The following is a 12,486-nucleotide window of genomic DNA, read 5'->3' as shown; positions in this document are numbered from 1 at the left end:
TCCAGCGCCCGAAGGCGCTGGGCAGGTCTCTCCAGGGGCAGCCTGCGCGCATCCGGTAGAGCATCCCCTCGACCGTCATGCGCAGATCCGGCTTGTGGTGAATGGCTTGCTGAAGCAGAACCTTTTCCAGCTTCGACCAGAGTTCGTCAGTGAGCATCGATCGGGGCATTGCCAGCCTGCGGAGGGAGCGGTGTGGGAACCTTGATTTTGCAGGTTTTCCCGTCCTCATCGACCCCTCTGGCTCGAAACGTCAACACCCCCTAGGAGCCGTCCGGCTATTTGCCGATGCAGAAGCTCGAGAAGATTCGTCCGAGCAGGTCGTCCGAGGTGAAGGCGCCGGTGATTTCACCCAGCGCTTGCTGGGCCTGGCGCAGGTCTTCGGCGAGCAGTTCGCCAGCGCCGCAGCCGATGAGCTGGGCGTGACCGTGGTCAAGGGAGGCAGCGGCCTGGCGCAGGGCTTCCAGATGCCGGCGGCGAGCGCTGAAGCTGCTCTCGACGGTCTGCTCGAAGCCCATGCAGGCCTTGAGATGCTCGCGCAGCAGATCCAGGCCTTCGCCGGTGCGGGCCGACAGGCCGAGGATGACATGCCCATCGCTGCCCTGCTCCTGGACGACCGGCTCGCCGGACAGATCGACCTTGTTGCGGATCAGGGTGACCTTGGCCGGCTCCGGATGCAGGTCGAAAAATTCCGGCCAGAGGGCAAAAGGATCGGCTGCCTCCGGAGCGCTGGCATCCACCACCAGGAGCACCCGGTCGGCCTCGCCGATGGCCTGAAGGGCGCGCTCGACGCCGATCCGCTCGACCTGGTCAGCGGTTTTCCTGAGCCCGGCGGTATCCACCACGTGCAGCGGCATGCCATCGATGTGGATATGTTCGCGCAGCAGGTCCCGGGTGGTACCGGCGATGTCGGTGACGATGGCCGCTTCGCGTCCGGCCAGGGCGTTGAGCAGACTGGATTTGCCAGCGTTCGGCCGGCCGGCAATAGCCACTGTCATGCCGTCGCGCAAGAGAGCGCCCTGGGCCGCCCCGCGCAGCACTGCGGACAAGTCGGCGCGCAGGCCCTCGAGCAGCTCGAGTACGCGGCCATCGGCGAGGAAGTCGATCTCCTCCTCGGGAAAGTCAATGGCGGCCTCGACGTAGAGACGCAGCTCGATCAGCCGCTCGGTGAGCGCATGCACCCGGCGCGAAAACTCGCCCTGCAGCGAGCGCAGCGCATTGCGCGCCGCCTGCGCCGAGCTGGCCTCGATCAGATCGGCGATGGCCTCGGCCTGGGCCAAGTCCAGCTTGTCGTTGAGGAAGGCCTGCTCGCTGAACTCGCCCGGCCGGGCCATGCGCGCGCCCAGCTCCAGGCAGCGGTGCAGCAGCAGGTCGAGCACCAGCGGGCCACCATGCCCCTGCAGTTCGAGCACATCCTCGCCAGTGAAGGAGTTCGGGCCGGGGAAGAACAGTGCGATTCCCTGGTCCAGCACTTGGCCATTGCCGTCGCGGAAGGCGCCGTAGTGGGCATGTCGCGGCTTGAGCGGACGCTCGCAGATGCCCACGGCGACCGCCTCGGCCAGCGGGCCGGAAACCCGCACGATGCCGACCCCGCCGCGGCCCTGGGCGGTGGCGATGGCGGCGATGGTTTCGCGTGCACTGTGCATGGCGGACTCCGGATAGCAAGACGCCCCACTGTGGGGGCGTCCGGGTCTCTGGCAGTGGAGAGGATCAGGCCGGCTGTGCGGCCTTCTCAATCTGCCGGGTAATGTACCACTGCTGGCCGATGGAGAGGACGTTGTTGACTACCCAGTACAGCACCAGACCGGCCGGGAACCAGAGGAAGAAGAAGGTGAAGATGATCGGCATCAGCTTCATCACCCTGGCCTGCATGGGATCCGGCGGTGTCGGGTTGAGCGTCTGCTGGAAGAACATGGTCGCGCCCATGATGATCGGCAGGATGAAGAAGGGATCCTTGACCGACAGGTCGGTGATCCAGCCCAGCCAGGGCGCCTGGCGCATCTCCACGCTTTCCAGCAGCACCCAGTAGAGGGCAAGGAACACCGGCATCTGCACCAGGATCGGCAGGCAGCCGCCGAGCGGGTTGATCTTCTCCTTCTTGTACAGCTCCATCATCGCCTGGGACAGCTTCTGGCGATCCTCGCCGTACTGCTCCTTCAGCGCCTGAAGCTTGGGCGCGACCGCGCGCATGCGCCCCATCGAACGGTAGCTGGCCGCCGAGAGCGGGAAGAAGGCCAGCTTGATGATGATGGTGAGGACGATGATCGACCAGCCCCAGTTGCCCAGCAGGCTGTGGATGAGCCCGAGCAGCCAGAAGATCGGCTGGGCGATGAACCACAGGAAACCATAATCGACGGTCAGTTCCAGGCCGGGCGAGAGGGCCTCCAGCTTGTCCTGGTCCTTCGGACCGGCATAGAGGTGAGTGACGGTTTCGCCACTGGCGCCAGCCGGAACGTTCAGCACCGGGCCGGTGAAGCCGATGATGTAGTTGCCCTGGCTGTCCTTGCGGGTGGTGACAAGGTTGCTGTCGTCCTTGTTCGGCACCCAGGCAGTCACGAAGTAGTGCTGCAACCAGGCGATCCAGCCGCCCTGCACGGTTTCGCGCAGGCTCTTGTCGTCCATGTCGCCCATGGACACCTTCTTGTACGGCTCGTCGGCAGTCCACAGGGCGGCGCCCAGATAGGTGGCGGTACCGGTCGCGGTGGTCGAGGACGGGTCGGCGCTGGCATCGCGCTTGAGCTGGGCGAACAGGTTGCCGGTCCAGGGCTGCTCGCTGTGGTTGGCAATCAGGTGGCGGACTTCAAGGTCGTATGCCCCGCGCTTGAACGTGAAGCGCTTGGTGTAGTCGACGCCGGCCTCGCTGAATTTCAGCTCGACCACCAGGTTGTCCTGCCCGTCGGCCAGCTGGTAGCTGCGCTGCTCGCTGACGTACAACGGGCGGCCGCTGGCGCGGGCATCCGGGCCACTGGCGCCAGTCAGACCGCTCTGCGCCAGATAGAGGCGTTCGCTACCGTTATCGAACAGCTGGAAGGGAATCTCCGGGTGGTCCTGGCGGCGCGGAAACTTGGGCAGCTTGAGCTGGACGACGTCGCCACCGCGGGGATCGATGGCTACTTCCAGCACATCGGTGCGGACCTGGATCAGTTCAGGGCTGGCAGAAGTCGCCGCACTGTCCGGCGTCCGGCTCTCGCTGCCAGCGGTGGGGACGTCCGCGCTGGCTGACGGGGTGGTAGGCACGGCTTCCGGCAGGGCCGGAGTGGCGCTTTGGGCGACGGCATTCTGGGGCGGTAGTGCTGCCTGGCCGTAATCCTGGTTCCACTGCAAAACCAGCAGATAGGACACGACTGCCAAGGCGACGAGCAGGATCGAGCGTTTGATATCCATGATTACTCGGCCATCGAAGAGGGTCGGGAGGTTTTGATCGGAGGAACGGGATCGTAGCCACCCGCATTCCAGGGATGGCAACGCCCGAGACGGCGCAGGCTCAGCCAGCCGCCGCGCAGCAGACCATGGGTGGCGATGGCTTCGTGCGCATAGCAGGAACAGCTGGGGTGGAAACGGCAATGGCTGGCCATCAGCGGACTGATCGCGTAGCGGTAGAACTGGATCGTGGCGAGGGCCAGTTTACGCATGGGAGTTTCCAGTCGCCTCGGCACCGGTCTGCGTCTGCGGCCGGCTGCGGGCGAGTCGTTTCCAGAGCTTGCCGAATTGCTGTGTCACTTCGGCGTTTTCCAGCTCGCCGAGGCCCTTGCGTGCGACCACCACGATATCCCAGCCGGCCAGGCTGTCCTGGTTCAGGCGGAAAGAGTCGCGTATCAGACGTTTCAGTCGGTTGCGACCAACGGAGAGTTTGACACTCTTCTTGCCGATCACCAGCCCCAGGCGGGGATGTTCGAGATCGTTGGGGCGTGCGAGGAGCAGGACGTGCTTGCCCGGAACCTTGGCGGTCGGGGAGTCGAAGACGGCCTTGAATTGGCGGGGAATCAGCAGGCGCTTTTCCCGACCGAAGTCTCGACTCACCATCCGTTCCGGCTGAATCAGACGGTCAGGCGCTTGCGGCCCTTGGCGCGTCGCCGCGACAGGACTTGACGGCCGTTCTTGGTAGCCATGCGGGCACGGAAACCGTGGGTGCGAGCGCGCTTGAGGGTGCTGGGTTGGAAAGTGCGTTTCATGATGCTCTACCTGGTGGTCACTAACGGGCCGGAAGTGGCCCCCGTTTTAAAGAGACCGGCAATTCTAGAGAAAGCCGCAGGACAGGTCAATTTCCAACCAACGACGCAGCCGCAGAGAACAGGATCTGCCGGGGGTGCGGTTGACCGGCGTTTTCGGGGTTGCTGGAAAGAAGTGTGGAAAAAATTCCACAGAAAAAATCAGAGTAAAGAATCTTTGAAAGATGATTTTTCTTGTATTGATTAGGCTTCGTCCAATCTGTGGAAAACTTATCCAAGGCTTCGAAGCGCCTGTTTTTCAGCGTTGTACAAGTCTGTCGACTCCAAGTGGCTTGACTGTGCGATACAGGCGGATAAGCTGAGCATAGATTGGCACTTTATACACAGCCGAGTTATCCATGGATTTTCAATCAAGATTGTACACGGAGTTCGTGAATAGTTATCAACAGGCCTCTGGGAAAGCTTTTTGACTCGCTCGCCATCCTGTGAGTCGCTTCTTCGAACGGCCATCGCATAATCCATGTGGATAACCCTATGCCGGGCGGCTACAATGTCGGACTGTTTTTTGGCCTGCCGTCCGGGCGGCAAGGGGAGATACGTGTCCGTGGAACTTTGGCAGCAGTGCGTCGAGCTGCTGCGCGACGAGCTGCCCGCCCAGCAATTCAACACGTGGATTCGTCCTCTGCAGGTGGAAGCCGAAGACGACGAGCTGCGTGTCTATGCGCCCAATCGCTTCGTCCTCGACTGGGTCAACGAGAAGTATCTCGGCCGGCTGCTCGAACTGCTCGGCGAGCGCAGCGAGGACATCACTCCCTCCGTTTCCCTGCTGATCGGCAGCAAGCGCAGCCCTACCCCGCGCGCGGCGCAGCTGGCTTCGCTGGCACCGGCGCCCGCGCCGGTGGTGGTCGACGAGACCCCGAGCGCGCGCCCTGTGGATATACAGCCGGTGGCGAACCCTGCGACGGTGCGCACCGAACGTTCGGTGCAGGTCGAGGGTGCCCTCAAGCACACCAGCTATCTGAACCGCGCCTTTACTTTCGAGAATTTCGTCGAGGGTAAGTCCAATCAGCTGGCGCGCGCCGCTGCCTGGCAGGTGGCGGACAACCCCAAGCACGGTTACAACCCGCTGTTCCTCTATGGCGGGGTCGGTCTGGGCAAGACCCACCTGATGCACGCGGTGGGCAACCACCTGTTGAAAAAGAATCCCAACGCCAAAGTGGTCTACCTGCATTCGGAGCGTTTCGTCGCCGACATGGTGAAGGCGCTGCAGCTCAATGCGATTAACGAATTCAAGCGCTTCTACCGCTCCGTCGACGCCCTGCTGATCGATGACATCCAGTTCTTCGCCAAGAAGGAGCGTTCCCAGGAGGAGTTCTTCCACACCTTCAACGCCCTGCTCGAGGGCGGCCAGCAGGTGATCCTCACCAGCGACCGCTACCCGAAGGAGATCGAGGGGCTCGAGGAACGCCTGAAGTCACGTTTCGGCTGGGGCCTGACGGTGGCCGTGGAGCCGCCGGAGCTGGAAACCCGGGTGGCGATCCTGATGAAGAAGGCCGAGCAGACCAAGGTCGAACTGCCTCATGACGCCGCCTTCTTCATCGCCCAGCGCATCCGCTCCAATGTGCGCGAACTGGAAGGTGCGCTGAAGCGGGTCATCGCCCACTCGCACTTCACCAATCATCCGATCACCATCGAGCTGATCCGCGAATCGCTGAAGGATCTGCTGGCGCTACAGGACAAGCTGGTCAGTGTCGACAACATCCAGCGTACTGTCGCAGAGTACTACAAGATCAAGATCGCCGATCTGCTCTCCAAGCGTCGCTCGCGCTCGGTGGCGCGCCCGCGGCAGGTCGCCATGGCGCTGTCCAAGGAGCTGACCAACCACAGCTTGCCGGAAATCGGCGATTCCTTTGGCGGCCGCGATCACACCACCGTCCTCCATGCTTGCCGCAAGATTGCCGAACTGCGGGAATCCGATGCGGACATCCGCGAGGACTACAAGAACCTGCTGCGGACCCTGACCACTTGAGCCAGACGCAACCGATTGGGGACTGACCATGCATTTCACCATTCAACGCGAAGCCCTGCTGAAACCACTGCAATTGGTCGCCGGCGTCGTCGAACGCCGGCAGACCCTGCCGGTGCTCTCCAATGTTCTGCTGGTCGTCGAGGGGCCGCAGCTGTCGCTCACCGGAACCGACCTGGAGGTCGAACTGGTCGGCCGCGTGCCCCTGGAGGAAAGTGCCGAACCCGGCGAGATCACCGTGCCGGCGCGCAAGCTGATGGACATCTGCAAGAGCCTGCCGAACGACACGCTGATTGACATCCGCCTTGACGAGCAGAAGCTCCTGATCAAGGCCGGGCGCAGCCGCTTCACCCTTTCCACCCTGCCGGCCAGCGACTTTCCCACCGCCGAGGAAGGCCTGGGTTCGCTGACCTTCTCCCTGATGCAGAGCAAGCTGCGCCGGCTGATCGAGCGCACCAGCTTCGCCATGGCCCAGCAGGATGTGCGCTACTACCTGAACGGCATGCTGCTGGAAATGAACGGCGGTGTGCTACGTGCGGTCGCCACCGATGGTCACCGCCTGGCGCTATGCTCCATGCAGGCTGGCATCGAGCATGCCGACCGTCACCAGGTTATCGTGCCGCGCAAGGGCATCCTGGAACTGGCGCGGCTGCTCACCGATCAGGATGGAGAAATCAGCATCGTCCTCGGCCAGCATCACATCCGTGCCACCACCGGCGAGTTCACCTTCACCTCCAAGCTGGTCGACGGTAAGTTTCCCGACTACGAGCGCGTGCTGCCGCGCGGTGGCAACAAGCGAGTGCTCGGCGACCGGCAACTGCTGCGCGAGGCCTTCAGCCGCACGGCTATCCTCTCCAACGAGAAGTACCGCGGTATTCGCCTGCAGCTGGCCAGCGGCCTCCTGAAGATCCAGGCCAACAACCCGGAACAGGAGGAAGCCGAGGAGGAAGTGGCGGTGGACTACAGCGGCGAAGCCCTGGAGATCGGTTTCAACGTCAGCTACCTGCTCGACGTGCTGGGGGTGATGAGCGCCGAACGGGTATGCCTGACCCTCTCGGACTCCAACAGCAGCGCCCTGCTCCAGGAAGCCGACAACGACGACTCCGCCTACGTCGTCATGCCGATGCGCCTGTAAGCCAGCCGCCCTGCGTCGATGTCCCTAGGCCGTGTGACCATCACCGCGGTGCGCAATCTGCACCCGGTGACGTTTTCTCCCTCGTCTCGCATCAATATCCTCTACGGCGCCAATGGCAGCGGCAAGACCAGCCTACTGGAAGCGATCCATCTGCTCGGTCTGGCTCGCTCCTTCCGCAGCGCCCGGCTGTTGCCGGTGATTCAGCACGAGCAGCCGACCTGCACGGTATTCGGCCAGGTGCAGTGGAGCGACGGTCGTGTGCGCAATCTCGGTGTCGCCCGCAATCGACTGGGTGAACTGCAGATCCGCATCGATGGGCAGAACGTGCGCAGTGCCGCGCAGCTGGCTGAAGCCCTGCCGCTGCAACTGATCAATCCGGATAGTTTCCGCCTGCTCGAGGGCGCGCCCAAGGTACGTCGCCAATTCCTCGACTGGGGAGTGTTCCACGTGGAACCTCGCTTTCTGCCGGCCTGGCAGCGCCTGCAGACCGGCTTGCGCCAGCGGAACTCCTGGCTCCGTCATGGTAGAATCGACGCTGTCTCGCAAGCCGCCTGGGACCGGGAATTGTGTCTGGCGAGCGAGGAAATCGACAGTTATCGACGCGACTACATTCAGGCGCTGAAACCGGTCTTCGAGAGCGTTCTGCGCGAGCTGGTAGAGCTGGACGGTCTGACCCTGAGCTACTACCGCGGCTGGGACAGGGAGCGCTCACTCAGTGAGATCCTTGCTGCTTCCCTCCTGCGCGATCAACAGCTTGGCCATACCCAGGCGGGTCCCCAGCGGGCCGATCTGCGTCTGCGCCTGGCAGCGCATAATGCTGCGGACCTCCTGTCGCGTGGTCAGCAGAAGCTGGTGGTCTGTGCGCTGAAGATCGCCCAGGGGCATCTCGTCGACCGCGCCAGGCGCGGCCAGTGCATCTATCTGGTCGACGACCTGCCGTCCGAACTGGATGAGCAGCATCGCCGCGCCCTCTGCCGGTTGCTCGAAGAACTGCACTGCCAGGTATTCATCACCTGCGTAGATCTTGAAGCATTGCGTGAAGGCTGGCGCACGGATACGCCAGTTGCCTTGTTCCACGTGGAACAGGGCCGTATCACCCAGACCCATGATCGGGAGTGAAGGTAATGAGCGAAAACCAGACGTACGACTCGTCCAGCATCAAAGTCCTGAAGGGCCTGGATGCCGTACGCAAACGCCCCGGCATGTACATCGGCGACACTGACGACGGCACCGGTCTGCACCACATGGTGTTCGAGGTGGTCGACAACTCGATCGACGAGGCGCTGGCCGGCTACTGCAACGATATCAGCATCACCATTCACACCGACGAATCCATTACCGTGCGCGACAATGGCCGGGGCATTCCGGTCGACCTGCACAAGGAAGAAGGCGTCTCCGCCGCTGAGGTCATCATGACCGTGCTGCATGCCGGCGGTAAGTTCGACGACAACAGCTACAAGGTTTCCGGCGGCCTGCACGGCGTGGGGGTCTCGGTGGTCAACGCACTCTCCGAACAGCTGGTGCTGACCATCCGCCGCGACAACAAGGTGTGGGAACAGACCTACATGCACGGTGTGCCACAGGCCCCGCTAGTCGCGGTCGGCGACACCCAGGGCACCGGTACGCAGATCCACTTCAAGCCCTCGGCGGAAACTTTCCACAACATCCACTTCAGCTGGGACATCCTCGCCAAGCGCCTGCGCGAGCTGTCCTTCCTCAACTCCGGAGTCGGCATCGTCCTCAAGGACGAGCGCAGCGGCAAGGAGGAGCTGTTCAAGTACGAAGGGGGGCTGAAAGCCTTCGTCGATTACCTGAACACCAACAAGAATGCGGTCAGCCAGGTGTTCCACTTCAACATGCAGCGCGAAGAAGACGGCGTCGGCGTGGAAATTGCCCTGCAGTGGAACGATGGCTTCAACGAGAATATCCTCTGCTTCACCAACAACATTCCGCAGCGCGACGGCGGCACCCACCTGGCCGGCTTTCGCTCGGCGCTGACCCGCAACCTGAACGCCTATATCGAGCAGGAAGGTCTGGCCAAGAAGCACAAGGTGGTGACCACCGGCGACGATGCCCGCGAAGGCCTGACCGCGATCATTTCGGTCAAGGTGCCGGATCCCAAGTTCAGCTCGCAGACCAAGGACAAGCTGGTCTCCAGCGAGGTGAAGACCGCTGTCGAACAGGAGATGGGCAGGTACTTCGGCGACTTCCTGCTGGAGAACCCCAACGAAGCCAAGGCGGTGGTCGGCAAGATGATCGACGCCGCTCGTGCCCGTGAGGCCGCCCGCAAGGCCCGCGAAATGACCCGCCGCAAGGGCGCGCTGGACATCGCCGGCCTGCCCGGCAAGCTGGCCGACTGCCAGGAGAAGGACCCGGCCCTCTCTGAACTTTACATCGTCGAGGGCGATTCCGCCGGCGGCTCCGCCAAGCAGGGCCGTAACCGCCGGACTCAGGCGATCCTGCCGCTCAAGGGCAAGATCCTCAACGTCGAGAAGGCGCGCTTCGACAAGATGCTCTCCTCCGCCGAGGTCGGCACCCTGATTACCGCGCTGGGCTGCGGGATCGGTCGCGAAGAATACAACATCGACAAGCTGCGCTATCACAACATCATCATCATGACCGACGCTGATGTCGACGGCTCGCACATCCGTACCTTGCTGCTGACCTTCTTCTTCCGTCAGATGCCTGAACTGATCGAGCGCGGCTACATCTATATTGCCCAGCCGCCACTGTACAAGGTGAAGAAGGGCAAGCAGGAGCAGTACATCAAGGACGACGAGGCCATGGAGGAATACATGACCCAGTCGGCCCTTGAGGATGCCAGCCTGCACGTCAACGAGAGCGCTCCTGGACTCGCCGGGCCGGCGCTGGAAAAGTTGGTCAACGACTACCGCACGGTAATGAAGACCCTAGCCCGCCTGTCACGGCTCTATCCTCAGGACATTACCGAACACTTCGTCTATCTGCCGCGCGTCAGTCTCGAACAGTTGAGCGACCAGTCGGCCATGCAGTCCTGGCTGGAGCAGTTCCAGGCCCGCCTGAAAGCTGCCGAGAAATCCGGCCTGACTTATGGGGCCAGCCTGCGCGAGGATCGCGAGCGCCACCTGTGGCTGCCGGAGGTGGAAATGGTCGCTCATGGGCTGTCCAGCTACGTCACCTTCAACCGCGACTTCTTCGCCAGTAACGACTACCGCACTGTCACTGCCCTCGGCGAGCAGCTGAACAGCCTGCTGGAAGACGGCGCCTACGTGCAGCGTGGCGAACGCCGCAAGCCGGTGTCCAGCTTCAAAGAGGCCCTCGCCTGGCTGATGGCGGAAAGCACCAAGCGCCACAGCATCCAGCGCTACAAGGGCCTTGGCGAGATGAACCCCGAGCAACTGTGGGAAACTACCATGGATCCCAACGTGCGGCGCATGCTCAGGGTCACCATCGAGGACGCCATCGCCACCGACCAGATCTTCAACACCCTGATGGGCGACTCGGTGGAGCCGCGCCGCGAGTTCATCGAGAGCAACGCCTTGGCGGTGGCGAATCTGGATGTGTAAGGGGATTGCAGAGGGAAAAGTTAATTTCCACTTCGGTTGAAGTTAAAGCGGTTTGGCCAAAGTTAATTGTCGACTTCTCGTCTGAGAATCCCGGTAGATCAATAGGTCTATCGGGATTTCTTTTGGCTGTACTCTTTTAAGCGGGGTTCCCGAATTAACCTAACAACCGCAGTTATCCGTCGTGTGGCAAAGCTGCCAACCGAGGAGGGGCCGATGGGGCAATGCCGGCGAGTACCCTCTTGAGATGCGTACAGCAAAGGCCCAGACTGAGGTGCCCTCCAACTGCTCCGCAGCTTCGACTACCCAGGCCTTCAGCAGCCTGGAAACCTGCATCAGCACCTCGCGGGCCTTGTCGAATCGGGTGTGCAGGGCACTGAGCGTGACCCTGGTTTGCCCGGCATGCTCGGTTCGCCTGCCTACCGAGGACATCAGCCAGGGACGACTGGTGATCGCTTCGAGCCTCGCTCCGGGATTGGCCAGGCGCACGAACAGGCTACACCCGTTGTAGATCAGCAATACCGACCGAGCCGACAGCCAGATCCTGTTCCTTGAGTGGCAAGGTTTTCCGCTCGTTTTCTGGGCGTCAACTGCAGTTTAGGGTGACCATCGACAGGGATGGAGGTAGGGAATGTTATTTTCCACTCCCTCCCTGAGAGAGCCCCGGCAGATCGAAAGGTCTCCGGAGTTTTGTCATTCTGGAACCGAGCGCACTTAACGTTTGTCAAATTCCAAGCCCTGCGATAATACACTGTGTTTTTTCTTTGAGGTTCGCAACATGCGTACAGCACTTTCTGTCTTGACCCTGAGTCTTCTGTTCGCCCAAGGCGCTATGGCCGGTAGCAGCACTGAAGCTGCCCTCGGCGGTGGTGTTGGCGGTGCCTTGGGTAACGTCCTCGGCCAGAAACTCGGCGGCAGCACTGGGGCAGCGGTCGGCGCCGGTTTGGGTGGCGCGGCTGGTGGTGCGGCCACTGCCAAGAAAGGCAAAAAAACCAAAGCGGCTGTGGGCGGCGGCCTCGGCGCCGCAGGTGGCTCACTGCTCGGTAACACGCTCGGCGGCAGCGCCGGCTCCGCTATCGGTGCGGGTCTGGGCGGCGCGACCGGTGCTGCCATCGGCAGCAAATAAGGGCGGTGATAGTCGCTCCAACAAGCACAAACACGATTGATCGCATCAGTCGCACAAAAAGCCCGTAGTTCGCGGGCTAAAGATGGTCACCCCCTACACCCTGCGAGGGCCATGCTTTCGCAGGGTGTTTCATTTTGGAGACCATCACCATGAGCGACGTAGCACTGGTCGGTATCGACCTCGGCAAGTACAGCTTCTACCTGCATGGTCAGGACAAATCCGGCCGAGCGGTTTTTCGCAAGAAGCTTTCACACCGTAACCGTCCGGGCATCCCGTCTGGCTTGAACCCGCCAGGCTAAGAGAGGGTGTCCACCTATTCATCGTGGACACCCTCTCAGGCTTTCAAGCGGGGAAATCATGCAGCGCCGTTCCTATTCCACGGCCTTCAAGGCTCAAGTCGTGCAGGAGTGTGGCCAACCCGGCGCCTCCGTCGCCAGCGTGGCATTGAGCCACGGCATCAACACCAATGTTGTCCATAAATGGATATGAAC

At 62.1% G+C, this 12,486-nt stretch carries 12 protein-coding genes and 2 pseudogenes; 8 read left to right on the top strand and 6 right to left on the bottom strand.

The window, feature by feature from the left end:
• The 6 genes from ACYVD0_RS22575 to rpmH all read right to left on the bottom strand — a co-directional run.
• The coding region (locus ACYVD0_RS22575; RefSeq protein WP_460428910.1) for a transposase at positions 1–169 on the bottom strand (169 nt) is incomplete at its 3' end.
• 106 nt (positions 170–275) lie between these two features.
• Entirely contained in the window at positions 276–1,643 is a 1,368-nt protein-coding gene (gene mnmE, locus ACYVD0_RS22570) for a tRNA modification GTPase (RefSeq protein WP_460428868.1), read from the bottom strand.
• A gap of 64 nt (positions 1,644–1,707) precedes the next feature.
• Positions 1,708–3,381, bottom strand: coding sequence for a membrane protein insertase YidC (gene yidC / locus ACYVD0_RS22565; protein ID WP_460428867.1), 1,674 nt, complete (start codon positions 3,379–3,381; stop codon positions 1,708–1,710).
• 2 nt (positions 3,382–3,383) lie between these two features.
• Entirely contained in the window at positions 3,384–3,629 is a 246-nt protein-coding gene (gene yidD, locus ACYVD0_RS22560; protein ID WP_460428866.1) for a membrane protein insertion efficiency factor YidD, read from the bottom strand.
• Positions 3,622–4,020 (bottom strand): ribonuclease P protein component, encoded by a 399-nt coding sequence (gene rnpA / locus ACYVD0_RS22555; protein ID WP_460428865.1) that lies wholly within the window; start codon positions 4,018–4,020, stop codon positions 3,622–3,624. The genes yidD and rnpA overlap by 8 nt, the downstream gene beginning before the upstream one ends.
• Before the next feature lie 14 nt (positions 4,021–4,034).
• Positions 4,035–4,169: a 50S ribosomal protein L34 gene (gene rpmH, locus ACYVD0_RS22550; protein WP_003458028.1), complete on the bottom strand. Its 135-nt coding sequence runs from the start codon at positions 4,167–4,169 to the stop codon at positions 4,035–4,037.
• Here rpmH and ACYVD0_RS22545 point away from each other — a divergent pair.
• From ACYVD0_RS22545 to ACYVD0_RS22510, 8 genes and pseudogenes are all read left to right on the top strand, one after another.
• Entirely contained in the window at positions 4,168–4,413 is a 246-nt protein-coding gene (locus ACYVD0_RS22545; protein ID WP_460428864.1) for a hypothetical protein, read from the top strand. The genes rpmH and ACYVD0_RS22545 overlap by 2 nt on opposite strands.
• Before the next feature lie 351 nt (positions 4,414–4,764).
• Entirely contained in the window at positions 4,765–6,195 is a 1,431-nt protein-coding gene (gene dnaA, locus ACYVD0_RS22540) for a chromosomal replication initiator protein DnaA (RefSeq protein ID WP_460428863.1), read from the top strand.
• A 28-nt stretch (positions 6,196–6,223) separates the two neighbouring features.
• Positions 6,224–7,327: a DNA polymerase III subunit beta gene (gene dnaN, locus ACYVD0_RS22535; RefSeq protein ID WP_460428862.1), complete on the top strand. Its 1,104-nt coding sequence runs from the start codon at positions 6,224–6,226 to the stop codon at positions 7,325–7,327.
• An 18-nt stretch (positions 7,328–7,345) separates the two neighbouring features.
• On the top strand, positions 7,346–8,446 hold the full coding sequence (gene recF / locus ACYVD0_RS22530) for a DNA replication/repair protein RecF (RefSeq protein WP_460428861.1): 1,101 nt from the start codon (positions 7,346–7,348) through the stop codon (positions 8,444–8,446).
• Between the two features lie 5 nt (positions 8,447–8,451).
• Positions 8,452–10,872, top strand: coding sequence for a DNA gyrase subunit B (gyrB, locus tag ACYVD0_RS22525; protein WP_460428860.1), 2,421 nt, complete (start codon positions 8,452–8,454; stop codon positions 10,870–10,872).
• A 775-nt stretch (positions 10,873–11,647) separates the two neighbouring features.
• Positions 11,648–12,035, top strand: a pseudogene (locus tag ACYVD0_RS22520) (bacteriocin).
• A 109-nt stretch (positions 12,036–12,144) separates the two neighbouring features.
• Positions 12,145–12,252 (top strand): annotated as a pseudogene (locus tag ACYVD0_RS22515) (IS110 family transposase); the annotation flags it as partial.
• Between the two features lie 100 nt (positions 12,253–12,352).
• Positions 12,353–12,484: a transposase gene (locus tag ACYVD0_RS22510; protein WP_460428859.1), complete on the top strand. Its 132-nt coding sequence runs from the start codon at positions 12,353–12,355 to the stop codon at positions 12,482–12,484.
• Positions 12,485–12,486 lie beyond the last annotated feature (2 nt).

Source organism: Azotobacter armeniacus (assembly GCF_054779355.1).
This window is presented reverse-complemented; position numbering and strand designations above follow the sequence as displayed.

Excerpts from the sequence above, each read along its gene's own strand:
- mnmE (WP_460428868.1), bottom strand. The coding sequence starts at position 1,643 with ATGCACAGTGCACGCGAAACCATCGCCGCCATCGCCACCGCCCAGGGC.
- yidC (WP_460428867.1), bottom strand. The coding sequence starts at position 3,381 with ATGGATATCAAACGCTCGATCCTGCTCGTCGCCTTGGCAGTCGTGTCC.
- yidD (WP_460428866.1), bottom strand. The coding sequence starts at position 3,629 with ATGCGTAAACTGGCCCTCGCCACGATCCAGTTCTACCGCTACGCGATC.
- rnpA (WP_460428865.1), bottom strand. The coding sequence starts at position 4,020 with ATGGTGAGTCGAGACTTCGGTCGGGAAAAGCGCCTGCTGATTCCCCGC.
- ACYVD0_RS22545 (WP_460428864.1), top strand. The coding sequence starts at position 4,168 with ATGATGCTCTACCTGGTGGTCACTAACGGGCCGGAAGTGGCCCCCGTT.
- rpmH (WP_003458028.1), bottom strand. The coding sequence starts at position 4,169 with ATGAAACGCACTTTCCAACCCAGCACCCTCAAGCGCGCTCGCACCCAC.
- dnaN (WP_460428862.1), top strand. The coding sequence starts at position 6,224 with ATGCATTTCACCATTCAACGCGAAGCCCTGCTGAAACCACTGCAATTG.
- recF (WP_460428861.1), top strand. The coding sequence starts at position 7,346 with ATGTCCCTAGGCCGTGTGACCATCACCGCGGTGCGCAATCTGCACCCG.
- gyrB (WP_460428860.1), top strand. The coding sequence starts at position 8,452 with ATGAGCGAAAACCAGACGTACGACTCGTCCAGCATCAAAGTCCTGAAG.
- ACYVD0_RS22510 (WP_460428859.1), top strand. The coding sequence starts at position 12,353 with ATGCAGCGCCGTTCCTATTCCACGGCCTTCAAGGCTCAAGTCGTGCAG.